The 18,087-nt window shown below is 59.5% G+C and carries 15 protein-coding genes; 8 read left to right on the plus strand and 7 right to left on the minus strand.

The window, feature by feature from the left end:
* Window positions 1-58: 58 nt before the first annotated feature.
* Genes HEQ17_RS06245 through HEQ17_RS06255 form a run of 3 tightly spaced genes read right to left on the minus strand, consistent with a single transcriptional unit; the run spans window position 59 to window position 2,360 of the window.
* Complete coding sequence (locus HEQ17_RS06245) at window positions 59-283, minus strand: hypothetical protein (protein ID WP_296291939.1); 225 nt, start codon at window positions 281-283, stop codon at window positions 59-61.
* Window positions 284-339: 56 nt separating this feature from the next.
* Window positions 340-774, minus strand: a complete 435-nt coding sequence (locus HEQ17_RS06250) for a DNA polymerase III subunit chi (RefSeq protein ID WP_296291940.1) — start codon at window positions 772-774, stop codon at window positions 340-342.
* A 14-nt stretch (window positions 775-788) separates the two neighbouring features.
* Complete coding sequence (locus HEQ17_RS06255) at window positions 789-2,360, minus strand: leucyl aminopeptidase (protein ID WP_296291941.1); 1,572 nt, start codon at window positions 2,358-2,360, stop codon at window positions 789-791.
* Between the two features lie 24 nt (window positions 2,361-2,384).
* Here HEQ17_RS06255 and lptF point away from each other — a divergent pair, with 24 nt between their 5' ends.
* From lptF to HEQ17_RS06280, 5 genes are read left to right on the plus strand one after another with little or no spacing between them, the layout of a single operon-like run.
* The gene (gene lptF / locus HEQ17_RS06260; protein WP_296291942.1) at window positions 2,385-3,494 is read left to right on the plus strand and encodes an LPS export ABC transporter permease LptF; all 1,110 of its coding nucleotides are present in this window, start codon (window positions 2,385-2,387) and stop codon (window positions 3,492-3,494) included.
* Complete coding sequence (gene lptG / locus HEQ17_RS06265; RefSeq protein WP_296291943.1) at window positions 3,491-4,597, plus strand: LPS export ABC transporter permease LptG; 1,107 nt, start codon at window positions 3,491-3,493, stop codon at window positions 4,595-4,597. The genes lptF and lptG overlap by 4 nt, the downstream gene beginning before the upstream one ends.
* Window positions 4,594-4,995: a CbiX/SirB N-terminal domain-containing protein gene (locus HEQ17_RS06270; RefSeq protein WP_296291944.1), complete on the plus strand. Its 402-nt coding sequence runs from the start codon at window positions 4,594-4,596 to the stop codon at window positions 4,993-4,995. Before lptG ends, HEQ17_RS06270 begins: the two co-directional genes overlap by 4 nt.
* 35 nt (window positions 4,996-5,030) lie before the next feature.
* Window positions 5,031-5,972: a CysB family HTH-type transcriptional regulator gene (locus HEQ17_RS06275; protein WP_296291945.1), complete on the plus strand. Its 942-nt coding sequence runs from the start codon at window positions 5,031-5,033 to the stop codon at window positions 5,970-5,972.
* 19 nt (window positions 5,973-5,991) lie between these two features.
* Window positions 5,992-7,161: a pyridoxal phosphate-dependent aminotransferase gene (locus HEQ17_RS06280; protein ID WP_296291946.1), complete on the plus strand. Its 1,170-nt coding sequence runs from the start codon at window positions 5,992-5,994 to the stop codon at window positions 7,159-7,161.
* Window positions 7,162-7,260: 99 nt separating this feature from the next.
* Here the strand turns inward: HEQ17_RS06280 and def are convergent, their stop codons facing one another.
* The 4 genes from def to smc form a co-directional block, all read right to left on the minus strand.
* Window positions 7,261-7,800, minus strand: a complete 540-nt coding sequence (def, locus tag HEQ17_RS06285; RefSeq protein ID WP_296291947.1) for a peptide deformylase — start codon at window positions 7,798-7,800, stop codon at window positions 7,261-7,263.
* Window positions 7,797-9,836 (minus strand): NAD-dependent DNA ligase LigA, encoded by a 2,040-nt coding sequence (ligA, locus tag HEQ17_RS06290; protein WP_296291948.1) that lies wholly within the window; start codon window positions 9,834-9,836, stop codon window positions 7,797-7,799. Before ligA ends, def begins: the two co-directional genes overlap by 4 nt.
* A gap of 112 nt (window positions 9,837-9,948) precedes the next feature.
* The gene (locus tag HEQ17_RS06295) at window positions 9,949-11,004 is read right to left on the minus strand and encodes a cell division protein FtsZ (protein WP_296291949.1); all 1,056 of its coding nucleotides are present in this window, start codon (window positions 11,002-11,004) and stop codon (window positions 9,949-9,951) included.
* A gap of 19 nt (window positions 11,005-11,023) precedes the next feature.
* Window positions 11,024-14,551, minus strand: coding sequence for a chromosome segregation protein SMC (gene smc / locus HEQ17_RS06300; protein ID WP_296291950.1), 3,528 nt, complete (start codon window positions 14,549-14,551; stop codon window positions 11,024-11,026).
* A 161-nt stretch (window positions 14,552-14,712) separates the two neighbouring features.
* On the opposite strand from smc, the gene dapC reads away from it, so the two are divergent.
* Genes dapC through prmB form a run of 3 tightly spaced genes read left to right on the plus strand, consistent with a single transcriptional unit; the run spans window position 14,713 to window position 17,968 of the window.
* Window positions 14,713-15,927, plus strand: coding sequence for a succinyldiaminopimelate transaminase (gene dapC, locus HEQ17_RS06305; protein WP_296291951.1), 1,215 nt, complete (start codon window positions 14,713-14,715; stop codon window positions 15,925-15,927).
* Between the two features lie 2 nt (window positions 15,928-15,929).
* Window positions 15,930-17,093 carry a succinyl-diaminopimelate desuccinylase gene (dapE, locus tag HEQ17_RS06310; protein ID WP_296291952.1) on the plus strand — a complete coding sequence of 388 codons (1,164 nt, stop codon included), beginning with the start codon at window positions 15,930-15,932 and terminating at the stop codon, window positions 17,091-17,093.
* On the plus strand, window positions 17,090-17,968 hold the full coding sequence (prmB, locus tag HEQ17_RS06315) for a 50S ribosomal protein L3 N(5)-glutamine methyltransferase (protein WP_296291953.1): 879 nt from the start codon (window positions 17,090-17,092) through the stop codon (window positions 17,966-17,968). The genes dapE and prmB overlap by 4 nt, the downstream gene beginning before the upstream one ends.
* Window positions 17,969-18,087: the final 119 nt, after the last annotated feature.

Consider the following 18,087-nt stretch of genomic DNA (forward strand, 5'->3'; position numbering starts at 1 on the left):
TAAGCAAGCCTTAACGATACTTCAAAATCCAGCACTTTTGGCCTAGGGTAAACCAAAATCAGAGAAATTCAGGGGGAAATTGGTTTTTTGAAGACTGATTGACCTTGTGTTGCCAAGCTGTTTCAAGTGTTCGGTGCACAAGCGCAGCCGCCAAGCGGTCAAACTCAGGTCGCAACTGTTGCAACAATTCAACGGACAATGCCAAAAAGGCTTGTTTTTCTGCTGCGCGGGCATCGAGTGCGCAAGCAACAGAAGGTGGCACATCCTCGATCGCATCGCTCAAGGTGGGCATCGCGTCTGGCAAAGGACTGTGGTCGGAAGAAGGCTTGGAGATGGTGTTCATGGCTCGGAAGTCCTGGACATATCGTGTTGCTCTGGTTCATACCCCAGACTTTTGTAATGCCTCCACCGCAGACGGGCTTGCGCTTTTCCGTGGTCATCACTAGAGACAATTTCAATGAAACGCTTGAATCGGTCAAACCCTTGCGGAACCTGATCGCCCAAATTCACCAACACATCTTCCACACCCCAAACTTGGGGATGAGCACCCAAGCAGATGGGCGATGCGCTTTGTACCTGTAGAGGCGATTCCGACGTGCAATGGGCCAAAAAAGAAACATCATGAAAGCGCCACAACTCGAAATCCAGTTGTTGCAAAGTGACTGGCGCACCCACCACAGCCACACGCAATGCCTGGGCCCGAACTTTGCGCAACAGACGACAGGTGTGCAGCAACCGCTCGGCAATATTGAAGTGAAATTCGATCCGGGTCATCAAGGCAAAATGGCTCAGGCAGGTCGGCCCTTGCGTGCTGCAGTAGGCATGGCCTTGACCAAGCTTTTGCGAACACGCTTCGCGGTTTTGTTTGTTTTGGTGATTTTTTCTTGACCCGCGCCCGACACCTCGGTTCGGGATGCCAAAGTTATCAAGTATTGCAACAACAGCCCCACAGGGCGGCCAGTGGCGCCTTTGGCTGCGCCACTGCGCCAAGCCGTGCCAGCAATGTCCAAATGAGCCCAGGCGAAGCTCTTTGAGAATCGCTGCAGGAACTTGGCCGCTGTGACCGCGCCAGCTGCACGACCTGCGACGTTGGCCACGTCGGCGAAACGAGACTTCAGGCCCTCGGCATAGTCGTCATCCAGGGGCATGCGCCAGCAAGGATCCCCCGAGAAATCACCGGCCTGCTCAAGGGCACGGGCCAATGCGTCATGGCTAGAAAACAAGCCACTGCGAACAGATCCCAAGGCGATGACACAAGCGCCGGTGAGGGTGGCGATGTCAATCACCGCCTGAGGCTTGAAGCGTTCGGCATAAGTGAGCGCATCGCACAGCACCAGACGGCCTTCGGCATCGGTGTTCAAGATTTCAATGGTCTGGCCACTCATGCTGGTCACGACATCCCCGGGCTTGACTGCCAAACCATCGGGCATGTTTTCAGTTGCAGGTATCAAGCCCACCACATTGATTTTGGGCTTTAAGTAGCCCAAGGCCTTGAACACACCCAACACACTGGCAGCGCCCCCCATGTCGTACTTCATTTCGTCCATTTCGGGTGCTGGCTTGATGGAAATCCCCCCCGTGTCAAATGTGATGCCTTTGCCCACCAGGACCACAGGGGCTTGAGAAGCCGATGCGCCGCTATAACGCATGACAATGAAACGCAAGGGTTCGGCCGCGCCCTGAGCCACGGCCATGAAGGCACCCATGCCCAACTTGGCCACTTCTTTGGGGCCCAGCACCTCGCACTTGAATGCACGGCCAGTAGCAACGTCCTGGGCAGCGCGGGCCAAATGGGAAGGCGTGGCATGGTTGGCCGGACGATTGGCCCACTCCTTGGCCAACTCCACACCTGCTACCAGGGCTTGTGCATGCCGCACAGCCGACTCGAGGGCTGCAGTGACATTGGCCGAACTGAACCTTACCTGTTTGAGAGCGCGCGTTTTGGGCTGGCTCAAGGTGGTGGTGTAGCAGTAACTGGCCTCTGCCAAACCGGAAAAGGCCGATTGAAGACCTTGGGGCGTGGCATTGCCCACCACATGCAAGCCTAAATGTTTGATCTTGGCCAACTTCAACGCCCCCCAGGCCAATTGAACAGCAGCACGAATTTGAGGGGGCTGGTTGTCAGCGGTGCAAACCACCACCAGGTGGCGCGGCAAAATGCCTGGTTGGCAATACAGCGAAATGACCGCTCCTGCCTTGAGCTCAAAGTCGCCCTGCTCAATGGCTTTGGCCACCCATCGGGTCACAGGGTCATGGGCCAAGGCGTGAGGGGTCACTTGGCTCGGCCATAAAACGATCAAAGCGTCCAATTGGCCCTGTATGGCTTCAGACAGAGAAAGTTTTTGGATTTGGAAGTTCATAATTCGGGTTTTCCTGTTTTGCCAATGTTATTCCATTCCGCTTTACGCAAAGACCTGGCCCGCAACTTTGGTGCGACGCTGCTGATTTTGGTGACCATCGTCATGACGATCATCCTGATTCGCACTTTGGGCCAAGCCAGCAGAGGCAGCGTCAACCCCTCCGAGGTGATGCTGGTGATGGGCTTGAGCGTGCTGGGACAGATGACCACCATCATTACTTTGAGCTTGTTCATCGCTTGCGTCGCCACCTTGTCACGAATGTATGGAGAAAGTGAAATGGTCATCTGGTTCTCCAGTGGCCAAGGTTTGGCTCAATTCGTTCGACCACTTTTCCGCTTTTCCTGGCCGATTTTCTTGGTGATTGCCTTGCTGGCCTTGTTGGTATGGCCCTGGAGTCACCAACAAATTCAGGATTTGCGCCAGCGTTTTGAAAAAAGAAACGATGTAGAACGGATCGCACCGGGACAGTTTCAGGAGTCGGCTGGTGGTAACCGGGTGTTTTTCATCGACAAAGACAGCCCAGGTCAAAACTGGGGGAATAATGTCTTCGTTTCGAGCCGGGATGGTCGCCTTGAAAGTGTCACTACCGCATCGCAGGGCCGTATTGAATTCGTAGGACAGGACCGTTTTTTATTTCTTGAGAACGGCCAACAATGGTTAACCAACCTGGACACTGGGGTGACCCGCCTAACCCAATTTGAGCGTTACCAGTTGTTGATCGATGCCGACACGGCCCCACTCAGTGACGTGCGCAGCAGCCGCCAAAGCACCACCTTGCAACTGATTCAACAACCCACCTTGAGCAACCAGGCTGAATTGTGTTGGCGCATTGGCTTGGTGCTCACCGCCATGAACATGGTTTTGCTGGCTTTGGTGCTTTCGGCTGTGAACCCCCGCGTGGGTCGCAGTTATCACCTGGGATTGGCTTTGTTTGTGTTTGTGGCTTATTACAACCTGCTGACTGTTGGACAAAGTTGGATCAGTGCCGGGCGGGTCAGTGCGCTGTCCTTTGTCATGGCCTTGCATGGGGGCATTTTGGCCTTGTCTCTGTTATGGCTGGGCTGGCGTCACATGAATTGGAATTGGCGCAACCTGTGGACCGGGACACCGCGCCCCCAAGGAGCGCCATCATGAAAACCGTGCGCAGAATTTTGTATGGAGAAATCATCCGCGCCGTGGCATTTGTGGCTGTGGGCTTTTTGGCACTTTTTTTATTTTTTGACCTGGTCGACGAGCTTCAGGCCCTCTCGCGTTTAGCAGGCCAAGGCTACCAATTGCAGCACGCAGTGCTGTTCATTGGACTGAAAACACCCTCACACCTTTACGAGTTGTTGCCCATATCGGTCTTGATTGGCAGCATTTTTGTGATGGCGCGTTTGGCGCAAAGCTCGGAGTTCACCATTTTGCGCACGGGGGGGTTGGAGCCATGGATGGCCCTGAGTTCACTCTTCAAATTGGGGCTGGTTTTTGTTTTCATGACCTTCTTCCTCGGGGATTACGCCAGCCCTTGGGCCGATCGCCAAGCGCAGCACATCAAGGCCCCTTTTCAGGGCCAGTTGACTGTGGGTCAAACCGGTGCCTGGTTGCGTGAAAAAAATGGCGACGTCCTATATGCAGTGAATTTGCGCCGTTTTGACGGCATTGATCAGATGCTGGACGTTCGCATCCATGCATTCAACCAGCGCGGCCAATTGTTGGCCATTACCAGCGCAGGGCAGGCACAAATTCAGCCTGGGCAATGGCAGCTCAGTCAGGTCGACCACAAATCCATCCTGGACGCCACGCCCAGTGACTCGCCCCGGCTCAGTGCCATCAGGCTGGACAGCCAAACATGGCCCACCGGGATCAGCGCGGACATGGTGGCTGCCGCCTTGTTGAGCCCGGAGCGGATGAGCACGTGGGAGTTGTTTGGCTACATGCGCCATCTCACGGTCAACCAACAAAATGCCCAACGGTATGAGATTGAATTCTGGCGCAAAGTTTTCTACCCCTTGAGCTGCCTGGTGATGCTGGTGCTGGCGCTGCCTTTTGCCTACCTGCATTTCCGATCTGGACAAATTGCAGGTCACGTCTTTGGCGGTGTTTTGGCAGGCATCAGCTTTGCCCTGCTGAACAACGTTTTCAGCTTCATTGGTAACTTGCAAAACTGGCAACCGCTGCTCACGTCGGCGGCACCAGCACTCTTGTACAGCGCCATCTCTCTGGCCGCTTTCTGGTGGATGGTGCTGCGCCGATGACTTCCTGCCTCCATGTAAACACCGGTGTTGTGTTGTTTGCCCACGGCTCACGGGACCCGCTTTGGCGGCTGCCGATCGACGCCGTGGCCCAACGCATGGCTCAGCAGTGGCCCCAGATCCCTGTGGCGGTCGCTTTTTTGGAGTTGACTCAACCGGACTTGCCCACCGCAGTCGAAGAAATGATGAAGCAGGGTTTGTCTCATCTGCGCATCGTGCCGATGTTTTTGGGCGTTGGTCGACATGCCCGCGAAGACCTGCCCGAGATGGTCAAGCACTTGACCCTGGCCCATCCCCAAGTGGCTTTCGAGTTGCTCCCCGCCATTGGTGAGCACCCTGCAATGACCGATCTCCTGGCCCGCATTGCTGCGGGCCAGGCGGCTCAATACATAGATGATTAAAGCATAATGCAGGCTTTTAATATAACCAATCATATATGAATCTGCATCAATTCCGCTTTATCCAGGAAGCTGCGCGCCGAAACCTCAACCTGACTGAAACCGCCAAGGCGCTGCACACCTCGCAGCCCGGCGTATCCAAAGCGATCATTGAGCTGGAAGAGGAACTGGGGATCGAGATTTTCGCGCGACACGGCAAACGCCTCAAACGCATCACTGAACCAGGCCAACACGTGTTGCACAGCATCGAAATGATCATGCGCGAAGTGAACAACCTGAAAAAAATCGGTGAACAATTCAGCGCACAGGACAGCGGCACCTTGTCGATTGCCACCACCCACACTCAGGCCCGCTATGTTTTACCCTTGCCAGTGGCCAAACTGCGAGAGAAGTACCCCAAAGTCAACATCTGCCTGCACCAAGGTTCACCCGATCAGGTGGTCCAGATGCTGTTGGCCGACACGGCCGAAATCGGCATTGCCACCGAATCCCTGTCGGCCTACGAGGACCTGGTCACTTTGCCCTGCTATGAATGGCAACATGTGCTGGTCCTTCCCCTGCATCACCCCCTCGCCGGCAAACCCCACTTGTCACTGGAGGACATTGCCAGTGAACCCTTGATCACCTACCACCCCTCCTTCACTGGACGCAGCAGGATCGACCAAGCCTTTACCGCCAAGAAGCTCAGTCCCCGAATCGCCCTTGAAGCGATTGACTCGGATGTCATCAAAACCTATGTGCGAATGGGAATGGGGATCGGCATCGTGGCCGAAATGGCCGTCAAAGATGACCCAGTCAAAGACTTGGCGGTGCGGCCCCTGGGCACCTTGTTGGGCATGAATCTGGCACGGGTGGCGTTCAAACGAGGGGCTTACCTGCGGCAGTTTGTTTACCATTTTGCAGAAATGCTGAGTGATCGCCTCACAGCCCCTCTGGTCGCTCGCGCCATGAATGGTCAGGTCAACGATTACGAACTTTGAGCCTTGCGCTTTGAACACCATGAACGCACGCACCCCCGACCTCACATCCAAAGCGCCCCACATGGGCACCACCATTTTTACGGTCATGTCGGCGCTGGCCGCCGAAAAGAAAGCGGTCAACCTGGGTCAGGGTTTTCCAGACTTTCCGTGCGCCCCCCTGCTGCTCGACCTGGTGAACGACGCCATGCGCGAGGGCCTCAACCAATACCCGCCCATGACTGGTGTGGCCCCTCTGCGCGAAGCTGTGGCCAAAAAAATCGAAACCCTGTACGGCCGACATTACAACCCAACCAGCGAGATCACCGTGACCGCAGGGGCTACGCAGGCCATCCTCACCATCATCCTGGCCATCGTGCACCCGGGCGACGAGGTCATCGTGCTGGAGCCGTGCTATGACAGTTATGTGCCCAACATCGAATTGGCCGGTGGCTTGGTCGTGCGTGTACCCCTCAGGCCGGGCACCTTCCGACCGGATTTCGACAAAATCCGCGCCGCCTTCACGCCCCAAACACGGGCTATCTTGATCAACTCGCCCCACAACCCCAGCGGCATGATCTGGTCCAGACAGGACATGCTCACGCTGCAAGAGATTTTGGCCCCCACCAACGTCGTGCTGATCAGCGACGAGGTCTACGAGCACATAGCCTATGCACCCAACCAACACTGGAGCGCAGCCCACTTCGACGGCCTGGCATCACGCGCCTTCATTGTGTCCAGTTTTGGCAAAACTTACCATGTGACCGGCTGGAAAATCGGCACCGTGGCAGCACCTGCGGCCTACACCGCAGAGTTTCGCAAAGTGCACCAATTCAACGTGTTCACTGTGAACACACCCATGCAGCACGCCTTGGCCCGCTTCATGGCCGATTCCGCGCCGTATCTGGATTTACCCGCGTTTTACCAGCGCAAACGCGACCTGTTTCGGCAAGGCCTGGCTCAAACCCATTTCAGGCTGCTGCCTAGCGAGGGCACTTATTTTCAGTGTGTGGACATATCAGGACTTCAAGTGCCCGAGAAAAACCTCAGCGAAGCCGACTTCTGCAAATGGCTCACCACCGACATCGGGGTGGCTGCCATCCCCTTGTCCGCGTTCTACGGCGACGGCTTTGACCAAGGAGTCATCCGTTTTTGCTTTGCCAAAAAAGACGAAACGCTGCTGGTCGCTCTGGAAAAACTCAAGTGCCTGTAAAGCCTTGCTGTGCTGCAACCCCTGCTTGCACAGTGTGGACAGCGCCTGCACCGATGTCCGACCACAGGTCTGCTGCCACCGCATATGGCCTTGGCTTGTTCAGTCGTCCTCAGCAGCGCTGATCTGAGGGAACAACACCTGTGTAAAACCAAAGCGGCTGAAGTCGCGCACCCGCATCGGGTAGAGTTTGCCGATCAGGTGGTCACATTCGTGCTGCACCAGGCGGGCATGAAAACCCTCCACCGTTCGATCAATGGTCTGCCCCCATTCATCAAAACCCGTATAACGAATGCGCGACCAGCGCGGCACCGCTCCGCGCAAACCCGGCACAGACAGGCAGCCCTCCCAATCTTCCTCTTCGTCTGAGCCCAGAGGCGTGATCACAGGGTTGACGAGCACAGTGGGTGGGACCAGTGGGCGTCCTGGATAGCGAGGGTTGTGCGCCGTGCTGCCAAAAATCACCAACTGCAGGTTGACCCCGATTTGCGGCGCAGCCAACCCCGCACCGTTGACCGCCGCCATGGTGTCGCGCATATCGGCGATCAGCACATGCAGTTCAGGGGTATCAAAAGCCTGCACAGGTTCAGCCACGCGCAGCAGGCGGGCATCGCCCATTTTGAGAATGTCATGCACGCTCATGGTTTGTTGCCTGTCAACAACAACGCCAAACCCGTGTCGTCCAGCACGGGCACCCCCAGCGTTTGGGCTTTGTCGAGCTTGCTGCCCGATTCGGCCCCAGCAACAACGTAGTGGGTTTTTTTGCTCACCGAACCGGCCACTTTGGCACCCAGGGCTTCGAGTTTTTCCTTGGCTTCGTCGCGGCCCATACTTTGCAGCGTGCCGGTGAGCACCACGGTGATGCCCGCCAAAGGCATTTCTGTTGGGGCCAAGGCCTCACCTTCGGGCCAGGAGACCCCCGCATCGCGCAGGGCTTGCACCACTTCGCGGTTGTGTGGCTGATCAAAAAAGGTGCGAATGCTGTGGGCCACCACAGGGCCCACATCGGCCACTTGCAAAAGTGCGTCTTCGCTGGCGGCCATGATGGCATCGAGTTGACCGAAGTGGCGGGCCAGTTCTTTGGCTGTGGCCTCGCCCACATGGCGAATGCCCAGGCTGAACAAAAAGCGCCCGAGGGTGGTGGTTTTGGACTTTTCCAAAGCCTCGAGCAAGTTGACGGCAGATTTTTCGGCCATGCGGTCCATGTTGGCCAATTTGTCCAGTTTCAGGTGGTACAAGTCGGCCAGGCTGTTGACCTGTCCGGCGTCAACCAACTGATCCACCAGCTTGTCGCCTAGGCCATCGACATCCATGGCCCGGCGATGGGCAAAGTGCCAGATCGCCTGTTTGCGCTGGGCACTGCAAAACAGCCCACCCGTGCAGCGGTGGTCGACCTCACCCTCTTCCCGCTCAGCGAGACTTCCGCACACCGGGCAGTGGCTCAGCATGGTGAACACGGTGGCATCGGGCGGACGGCGATCCAGCACCACCGACACCACTTCAGGGATCACATCACCTGCTCGGCGCACGATCACGGTGTCACCCACTCGCACATCCTTGCGACGCGCTTCGAGCTCGTTGTGCAAGGTGGCGTTGGTCACCGTGACACCTCCCACAAACACCGGGGCCAATTTGGCCACGGGCGTGAGTTTGCCGGTGCGGCCCACTTGCACATCGATGGCCAACACCGTGGTCATTTCCTCTTGCGCGGGGTACTTGTGCGCCACGGCCCAGCGTGGCTCGCGGGTCACGAAGCCCAGACGTTCCTGCTGTGCCAAATCGTTGACCTTGTAGACCACGCCGTCGATGTCGTAAGACAGGGCATCGCGTTCGGCTGCGATGCGTTGGTGAAACGCCACCAGCCCGCTTGCGCCCTGTGCGCAAGACGTTTGCGCGGCCACCGGAAAGCCCCAAGCCTTGAGTTGCTGCAGCATCTCAAAGTGAGTGTGCCAGTGCGGACCACCCGCGGTCGTGGGCGTGATGTCTCCCAGGCCATAGGCAAAAAAGCTCAAAGGGCGCTCAGCAGCGATGCCCGAATCAAGCTGGCGCACCGCACCGGCCGCTGCGTTTCGCGGGTTGACGAAGGTTTTTTCGCCCTTTCTGCCAGCGGCGATGCGCTGGCGTTGGCGCTCGTTGAGCGCTTCAAAGTCGTCCCGTCGCATGTAAACCTCGCCGCGCACTTCCAGCACGGCGGGGGCGTTGTCTGGCAGCCGCAGCGGTATTTGCCCAATGGTGCGGATGTTTGCGGTGACCTCTTCCCCGGTTTCGCCATCGCCCCGGGTGGCGGCCTGGACCAGTACGCCGTTTTCATAGCGCAGGCTCATAGCCAGGCCATCGAATTTGAGCTCAGCCACGTAATTCACAGCCGGGTCGGCTTCGCTCAAGCCCAGCTCTTTGCGAATGCGGGCGTCAAAGGCCTCGGCTCCGCTGGCTTCGGTGTCGGTTTCGGTGCGAATGCTGAGCATGGGCACACGGTGCGAGACCGGCGCAAAGGCCTCCAGCACCTGGCCGCCTACGCGCTGAGTGGGCGAATCGGGCGTCAGCAGTTCGGGGTGGGCCGACTCCAGCGCTTGCAGTTCACGAAAAAGGCGGTCGTATTCGGCATCCGGGACCTCGGGCGCATCCAGCGTGTGGTATGCGTGGGCATGGTGGTGTAGCTGTCGGGAAATTGCCTGCACTCGAAGGGCGGGTGAGTGGGCTGAAGTCGGCGTTGGCGTAACTGGGGAAACTGCTCTGGACAAGCCATCGTCAAATAGATTTGCCACCTGGGGGTTCAAGGCGGGACCTCACTCAAGAAAACAGGCGTCGCGCCTGCGGCGAACCTGCGGACAATTCCCTGGCATCCAATGCGTTGTAAAGCTGCTGCAGATCGAGCCCGATCTGATCGAGCACTGACTCGCTGAGAATTCGCCCTTCACCGTCGGTGATCGTACCGTCCATGGCCTCGGCCAGCACAACAGCGGCTTCACGCAAGCGGGCAAAGGGCTCATCTTGGCGGGGGGTTTGAGGCACATCCAGGATCAAAGCAAACGAACGAATGGCGGACAATGCCGGATCTTCGGCCAAGGCTGCATGGGTATCGAAGGTGATGGACAAGACCGGTGGCATGCCATGTAGGGCCGATGGCAAAACCATGCGTCCAGGCATGACACCCGGCACAAAGCCCAAACGCGCTGCATGTTGCTGGATGTATCCAAGACTCCAGGCTGCACTGCGAGCGCAAAGGGTAAAGCTCAACTGGGCATCGTGGCTACTGGCAAATTGATCAAGTTCGCGGGCCCGTGCAACCTCTTCCAGCATATCGCTAAAGCTGACCGTGCCGCCAATGGCATCGGCAAACGCTTGCGTCTTGACAACAAATTCAGAAAATTCGATGTTGTTCAAGGCCCCCACCCGGTTGGCCAACTGAACTCCGGCCTGAAATGCCGTGTATCGGCGAGAAGGAGCCAAACCGTCCCACAAACCTGAGTCTTGAGACAAACCTTCTACGGTGAACAATTTGCTACCCACGCGACGGGTGGCAGGTAAAGCATTCAAGGCAGCATCGCCTGACACCACTTGCTCCACTTCAATCAGGGCCATCACATCGATCAGGGCATCCAGATGGATTTTTCGCTCCGGCAAGGGAAAATTGACAAAGCCGTCATCCAGTACGGGGGCAAGCAGCACTGATGGGGTCATGCCCAATTCGGTGTTCAAGACTGGCTCGACATCAGGCGGTGCAGGTTCGCGCAAGGGCTCAGCTTGACGGGGCTCGTTTTTGCGGGCGGTCCAATGGTTATAGATCAATACCGCGCCTACCGTCAGGCCACCTAAGGCCGCCAGGCCCAGTTGCAAAGAGCTCATCGATTCCAACATAACTTCCTCAGGCCACGTCGGCCAATGACACTGCGGACTCCATGTCCACAGCCACGATGCGTGAAACGCCCTGCTCCTGCATGGTCACGCCGATCAACTGCTCGGCCATTTCCATGGCGATCTTGTTGTGGCTGATGAACAGGAACTGGGTCTCTTTGCCCATGCCCTTGACCAGCTTGGCATAGCGTTCGGTGTTGGCGTCGTCCAGCGGCGCGTCCACCTCGTCGAGCAAGCAAAATGGTGCGGGGTTGAGCTGAAAAATTGCAAACACCAATGCGATGGCCGTGAGGGCTTTTTCGCCACCCGACAGCAAGTGGATGGTCTGATTTTTCTTGCCCGGCGGCTGGGCCAGCACCTGCACACCGGCGTCCAAAATTTCGTCACCGGTCATGACCAAACGCGCATTGCCGCCACCAAACAACTCAGGGAACATGCGGCTGAAGTGCTCGTTGACGATCTTGAAGGTGCCACCCAGCAATTCGCGGGTTTCAGCGTCGATCTTGCGGATCGCATCTTCCAGCGTGTTCATGGCGTCGGTCAGGTCGGTGCACTGGGCATCCAGAAAGGTCTTGCGCTCACGCGATGTGGTGAGCTCTTCAAGCGCGGCCAAATTGACCGGGCCCAAAGCGGTGATTTCGCGGTGGATGCGGTCGATCTCACCTTGCAGCCCAGTCACGCGCACCTGGCCTGCCTCGATCGAAGCGGCCACGGCCTCCAGGTCGGCTTGCGCATCGGCCAGCAGCTGGGTGTATTGCTCCAGCCCCAAGCGTGCGGCTTGTTCCTTGAGCTGCAAATCGGTGATGCGTTGACGCAGCGGTTCGAGTTCGCGCTCAAAGCTCACACGGCGCTCGTCGCTGGCGCGCAGTTTGGCGGTCAGCTCGTCGTAGGCGCTGCGCCGTGCGCCCAATGTTTGCTCGCGCTCCAGTTTGACGGCCAGCAAATTTTGCAAACCAGCTTGTGCAGCAGCATCGGTCAGGCGGCTGAGTTCGTCTCGGGCGCGCTGCATTTCGGCGTCGATGCTGGCCACTTGCTGCTGCGCGGTCTCGATGATGCGCTGCAGCTCGGCCCGGCGGGCATCCAGGCTGCGCTGTGAAAATTGGGCTTCTTGGGCGCGGCGCTCCAGGCTGCGCTGTTGTTCGCGGCATTCGGACAGCTTGCGCTCGGCCTCGATCACGCGTTCGTCCAGCTGGGCGTGGCGCTCTTGCGTGTCGGCCAGCTGCATGTCCAGCTCTTCAAAGCGGGCTTCGGCGGTAACGCGGCGCTCTTGCAGCTCGTCCAGCAAAGCCTCGACTTCGGCCAAGTCGTTGTTGATCTGCTCGCTGCGGGCGCGGGTTTGCGCCACCAGCTGAGACAGGCGCAGGGTCTCAACCTGCAGCTCGTGGGTGCGCGACTGGCTTTCGCTGGCTTCGCGGCGAACGGTGATCAGGCGCTGCGAGGCGTCGGCATAGGCCGCTTCCGCCCGCACCAGGGCGCTGCGGCTTTCTTCAGAAATCAGGGTCTGGGCGCGCAGCTGCTTTTCCAGGTTCTCGATCTCCTGGGCACGGCCCAGCAAACCGGCTTGTTCGGAGTCCTGCGCGTAAAACACCACGCTGTTGAGTTGAACCGCATGGCCAGCCTGCACCAACAGGGTTTCACCCGCTTGCAATTGACTGCGCCAAGCCAGCGCGTCTTCCAGATTGGGGGCGGTGTAGCAGCCTTGGAGCCAATCGGCCAACAAGGCCGACAAGCCGGCATCGTGCACACGCAACAAGTCGGCCAAGGGCTTGCAGCCTGCGGGCATGCCACTGCGAGGCGCGGCTTTGGCAGCCAAGGGCGGGCTGAAAAAGCTCAGCTTGGCAGGCGGCGCGTCATTGGCAAACGCGCGCACCATGTCGAGGCGAGAGACTTCCAGGGCCGACAGGCGCTCGCGCAGGGCCGATTCAAGGGCGTTTTCCCAGCCGGGTTCAATGTGGATGCGGCTCCACAGGCCTTCCAGCCCGTCCATGCCGTGCTTGGCCAGCCAGGGCTTGAGTTTGCCGTCGGTGCGGACCTTCTCTTGCAGCGCCTTCAGCGCCTCGATCCGGGCGCTCAGGTCGGCCAGGCGGGCCGATTCATCGTTGACCGCCTTTTGCCGACTGCGGCGGTCTTCGTCCAGCGCGGGCACCTGTTCTTGCAGGTCTTGCAAGCGGGCTTCGGATTCGGCCGACAGGGCTTCGGCCTCGGCCAGTTGTTCTTGCAAGTGGCTCAACCGAGCCTCGTCGGGCGCGGCCAGTGCGTTGCGGTCGGTCAGCAGGCGTTCGCGGCGGGTGTCGAGCTGGCGCGATTGTTCTTCAACGTTGCGCTGGTCTGCGGCGAGCACGCCAATTTGCTGCTGCACCTGCACCACTGTGGCACGCTGGGCCGTGGCGTCGTTTTGGGCTTTGCGCAGGGCTTCTTCCAGGTCGGGCAGCGCCATGGCCTGGTCTTCCACCTGGGCGGCCAGGGTCATGCTCTGGTCTTCGGCCATGGCCGCTTGCTCGGACAGGGTTTCCAGCTCGGCTTGGGCGTCTTGGCTGCGGGTGCCCCATTGGGCGGTTTGCTCGATCAGCTGCTGCAAACGCTGCTCAGCTCGTTGACGGCCTTCCACCACAAAGCGGATTTCAGCTTCCAGGCGCCCCACCTCGGCGCTGGCTTCGTACAAAGCGCCTTGCGCCTGGTTGACCTGGTCGCCTGCGGCGTAGTGCGCCTGGCGGATGGTCTCCAGATCGGCCTCTACATGCCGCAGATCGGCCATGCGCGATTCAAGCGCATTCACCGCTTGGTCCACATCGGACTTCATGCGGCCCTGATCGGTCTCGGCATCACGGCGCTTCAAAAACCACAGCTGGTGCTGTTTGAGCGTGCTGTCGGCTTGCAGGGCGTTGTAACGACGGGCCACTTCGGCCTGTTTTTCGAGCTTTTCGAGGTTGGCATTCAGCTCGCGCAGGATGTCGTCCACCCGGGTCAGGTTCTCGCGGGTATCAGACAGGCGGTTTTCGGTCTCGCGGCGGCGCTCTTTGTATTTAGAGACGCCAGCGGCTTCCTCCAGAAACAATCGCAGCTCTTCGGGGCGCGACTCGATGATGCGGCTGATCGTCCCTTGGCCGATGATGGCGTAGGCACGTGGACCCAGGCCCGTGCCCAAAAACACGTCCTGCACGTCGCGCCGGCGCACCGGCTGGTTGTTGATGTAATAACTGCTGTTGCCATCGCGGGTCAGCACGCGCTTGACGGCGATCTCGGCAAACTGGCCCCACTGGCCACCGGCGCGGTGGTCTTCGTTGCTGAACACCAGCTCCACGCTGGCACGGCTGGCCGGTTTGCGGGTGGTGGTGCCGTTGAAAATCACGTCCTGCATGGACTCGCCACGCAACTCCGACGCCTTGGACTCGCCCAACACCCAACGCACCGCGTCCATGATGTTGGATTTGCCGCAACCGTTGGGGCCGACCACGCCCACCAGCTGCCCAGGCAGCATGAAGTTGGTGGGTTCGGCAAACGATTTGAAGCCCGAAAGCTTGATGGAATTGAGGCGCACGGCAGTTTTGTTCGAGGTCGGATCGGTTCGAGATCAGAGGATGGGGCCAGCCCCAATGGCCAACACCGTTAAAAGCGCCAATGTTACCCGACAGACATGGCGAAAAACCTGCTGTCAAGCACAAGGCCCAGCTGCCGCCCTTCATCCCGGATAATCGCGACATGAACCCCCTTCTCGCCAAGCTGCAACCCTACCCTTTTGAACGGCTCAAACAGCTATTCGCCAGCGTCACGCCCAACCCCACCCTCAAACCCATCAGTTTGGGGATTGGCGAGCCCAAACACGCCACACCGGCATTCATTCAGGAAGCACTCAAGGCGGCGGTGTCGACCGGTTTGTCGGCCTACCCCGCCACCGCAGGCGAGCCCGCCTTGCTAAAAGCCTGTGCAGCCTGGCTCAAGACACGGTATGACCTGAAGCTGGATGCGGCTACCCAGGTGTTGCCGGTCAACGGCTCGCGCGAAGCCCTGTTTGCCCTGACGCAAACCGTGATCGACCCGACCCGACCGGGCGCGACGGTGGTCAGCCCCAACCCCTTCTATCAAATCTACGAAGGCGCGGCCTTGCTCTCGGGTGCTGAGCTCTATTACGTGCCCAGCGACCCGGCGCGCAACTTTGCCAGCGACTGGGACAGCGTACCCGCCGAGGTCTGGTCTCGCACGCAGCTTTTGTTTGTATGTTCCCCCGGCAACCCCACGGGCGCGGTCATGCCCCTGCCGGAATGGCAAAAGCTGTTTGCCCTGTCGGACCAGCACGGTTTCGTCATTGCGTCGGACGAGTGCTACAGCGAGATTTATTTCCGCGAAGAAGCACCTTTGGGGGGTCTTGAAGCCGCCCACCAGTTGGGCCGCACCGATTTCAAACGCCTGATCGCCTTCACCAGCTTGAGCAAGCGCAGCAACGTGCCGGGCCTGCGCAGCGGTTTTGTGGCGGGCGACGCGGCCATCATCCAACAGTTTTTGCTCTACCGCACTTACCACGGCAGCGCCATGAGCCCGGTGGTACAAGCGGCCAGCGTGGCCGCCTGGGGCGACGAGGCCCATGTGGTGGACAACCGCAACCAGTACCGCACCAAGTTCGCCCAAATCACGCCGGAATTGGCCAAAGTGCTGGACGTGAAACTGCCCGACGCCAGCTTTTACCTGTGGGCCGGTGTGCCTGCGGGTTGGCAAGGCGACGACGCCGCGTTTGCCAGGGCGCTTTACCAGGCCGAGAGCGTCACGGTGCTGCCCGGCAGCTACCTGGCGCGTGACTTCAAAGGCAGCAATCCGGGCCAGGGCCGCATCCGCATGGCGTTGGTGGCCGAGACGGCCGAATGCCTGGAAGCAGCCGAGCGCATCGCGCGCTTCGTGCGCGCCCACCCCAAAAAGGCTTGAACATGACCACCTGTCACGACACCCTGCGCTTGGCCGAACAGCTGATTTCCAAGCCCTCGGTCACCCCGGATGACGCCGGTTGCCTGGACCTGATCGCCGACGCCCTGAAGCCGCTGGGCTTTGTCTGCGAATTCATGGACTCCGGCCCCGACACCTTCCGAGTGCGCAACCTGTGGGCCAAGCGGGCGGGCAGCTCGGGCCAGACCCTGGCCTTTGCGGGCCACACCGACGTGGTGCCCACTGGGCCACTCACGCACTGGAACAGCGACCCCTTCACCCCCACGCACCGCGACGGCAAGCTGTTTGGCCGAGGGGCAAGCGACATGAAAACTTCGCTGGCGGCCATGGTGGTGGCGGTGCAGGAGTTCCTGGCAAGCAATCCCGAGCCGAAGCTTGGCCTCGCCTTTTTGCTGACCAGCGACGAAGAAGGTCCGGCGCTGGACGGCACCGTGGTGGTCTGCAAAGCCTTGGTGGCAAGGGATGATGCGCCACAGTTTTGCATCGTGGGCGAACCCACCTCAGTGCAGCAAACAGGCGACATGATCAAAAACGGCCGACGCGGCACCTTAAGCGGCAAACTCACCGTCAAAGGAGTGCAAGGCCATATCGCCTACCCGCACCTGGCCGACAACCCGATCCACCGCTTGGCCCCGGCACTGGCCGAGTTGGTGACCATTCGGTGGGACGAAGGCAATGCCTTCTTCCAACCCACCAGTTGGCAGGTCAGCAACATCCATGCGGGCACGGGCGCGAGCAATGTGATCCCCGGCGACTGCGTGGTGGACTTCAACTTCCGTTTTTGCACCGAATCCACACCCGAGAGCCTGCAGCAGCGCTTGACGGCCGTGCTGGACCAACACGGCTTGCAGTACCAACTGAAATGGACCCTCGGCGGCCTGCCGTTTTTGACCACACCGGGCAGCTTGGTCAAAGCCATTCAACAAGCCATCACCGACGAAACCGGCCTGACCACCGAGCTGTCCACCACAGGCGGCACCAGCGACGGCCGCTTCATCGCGCAGATTTGCCCACAAGTCATCGAGTTCGGTCCGCCCAACGCGACCATCCACAAGGTCAACGAGCATGTAGCGCTGACAGACATCGCGCCGCTCAAAGCCATCTACCGCCGCACGCTGGAACACCTCGACGCGGGCCTGTCCGCATGAGCGCCTTGACCCTGTCGGGGTTGATCGCGGCATCTTCCGAGCGGCTCGCACACGCGGGAGTGGCTTTTGGCCACGGCACCCAGAGCGCCTTTGACGAAGCGGTCTGGCTGGTGCTTTGGCGTCTGGGCCTGCCGCTGGACATCGATCTGGACGAAGTGAAAGAACAGGCCGTGACGCCCGAACAGCAGGCGGCTTGCGCTGCGCTGATCGAAGAACGCGTTGTCACCCGCAAACCCGCCGCCTACCTCACACAAGAAGCCTGGTTGCAGGGCGTGTCGTTTTACATCGACGAGCGCGCCATCGTGCCGCGCAGCCTGATCGCCGAGGTGCTGGCCGATGGCACGATCGACGCCTGGCTGAGCGAGCAAACCACCCGCGTGCTGGACCTGTGCACCGGTAACGGCAGCCTGGCCGTGCTGGCGGCACTGGCTTGGCCCGAGGTGCAAGTCACCGGGGCGGACATTTCCGATGATGCGCTGGCCGTGGCCGCCATCAATGTGGCGCGTCACGACTTGCAAGCGCGCGTCCAACTGATCCACAGCGACGGTCTGAGTGCATTGCCGGGCCCGTTTGACCTCATCTTGTGCAACCCACCCTATGTGTGCCAAGCCAGCATGGACGCCCTGCCCGCCGAATACCGCGCTGAGCCCGAACTGGCGTTGGCTGGCGGCACCGACGGCATGGACTTTGTGCGGCAACTGTTCAAGGATGCGCCATCACGTATGAGCGAGCAAGCCTTGTTGGTGCTGGAAATCGGAAACGAAGTCGACCATTTCATCGCAGCATTTCCCGAACTCGAAGTCGCCTGGCTGGACACCAGCGCGGGCGACGATCAGGTGCTGTTGATCTCCCGCGAAGCCTTGCTCAGCTTTTGAATGCCCGGCCTGCAGGCCTGGGAAACGACCTAATTTTCAACACGCCATCTCACCGACACACACATCGGCGAAAATGGCGGGTTGTGCTTTTAGAGGTCAGTCCCTCCAGACTGACCCTG

The sequence above is a fragment of the Limnohabitans sp. genome (assembly GCF_023910625.1).
GTDB lineage: Bacteria > Pseudomonadota > Gammaproteobacteria > Burkholderiales > Burkholderiaceae_C > Limnohabitans_A.

What these genes read in the sequence shown, in the direction of transcription:
- HEQ17_RS06250 (WP_296291940.1), bottom strand. Translation starts at nt 774, where the DNA reads ATGACCCGGATCGAATTTCACTTCAATATTGCCGAGCGGTTGCTGCAC.
- HEQ17_RS06255 (WP_296291941.1), bottom strand. Translation starts at nt 2,360, where the DNA reads ATGAACTTCCAAATCCAAAAACTTTCTCTGTCTGAAGCCATACAGGGC.
- lptF (WP_296291942.1), top strand. Translation starts at nt 2,385, where the DNA reads ATGTTATTCCATTCCGCTTTACGCAAAGACCTGGCCCGCAACTTTGGT.
- lptG (WP_296291943.1), top strand. Translation starts at nt 3,491, where the DNA reads ATGAAAACCGTGCGCAGAATTTTGTATGGAGAAATCATCCGCGCCGTG.
- HEQ17_RS06270 (WP_296291944.1), top strand. Translation starts at nt 4,594, where the DNA reads ATGACTTCCTGCCTCCATGTAAACACCGGTGTTGTGTTGTTTGCCCAC.
- HEQ17_RS06275 (WP_296291945.1), top strand. Translation starts at nt 5,031, where the DNA reads ATGAATCTGCATCAATTCCGCTTTATCCAGGAAGCTGCGCGCCGAAAC.
- HEQ17_RS06280 (WP_296291946.1), top strand. Translation starts at nt 5,992, where the DNA reads ATGAACGCACGCACCCCCGACCTCACATCCAAAGCGCCCCACATGGGC.
- def (WP_296291947.1), bottom strand. Translation starts at nt 7,800, where the DNA reads ATGAGCGTGCATGACATTCTCAAAATGGGCGATGCCCGCCTGCTGCGC.
- HEQ17_RS06295 (WP_296291949.1), bottom strand. Translation starts at nt 11,004, where the DNA reads ATGAGCTCTTTGCAACTGGGCCTGGCGGCCTTAGGTGGCCTGACGGTA.
- dapC (WP_296291951.1), top strand. Translation starts at nt 14,713, where the DNA reads ATGAACCCCCTTCTCGCCAAGCTGCAACCCTACCCTTTTGAACGGCTC.
- dapE (WP_296291952.1), top strand. Translation starts at nt 15,930, where the DNA reads ATGACCACCTGTCACGACACCCTGCGCTTGGCCGAACAGCTGATTTCC.
- prmB (WP_296291953.1), top strand. Translation starts at nt 17,090, where the DNA reads ATGAGCGCCTTGACCCTGTCGGGGTTGATCGCGGCATCTTCCGAGCGG.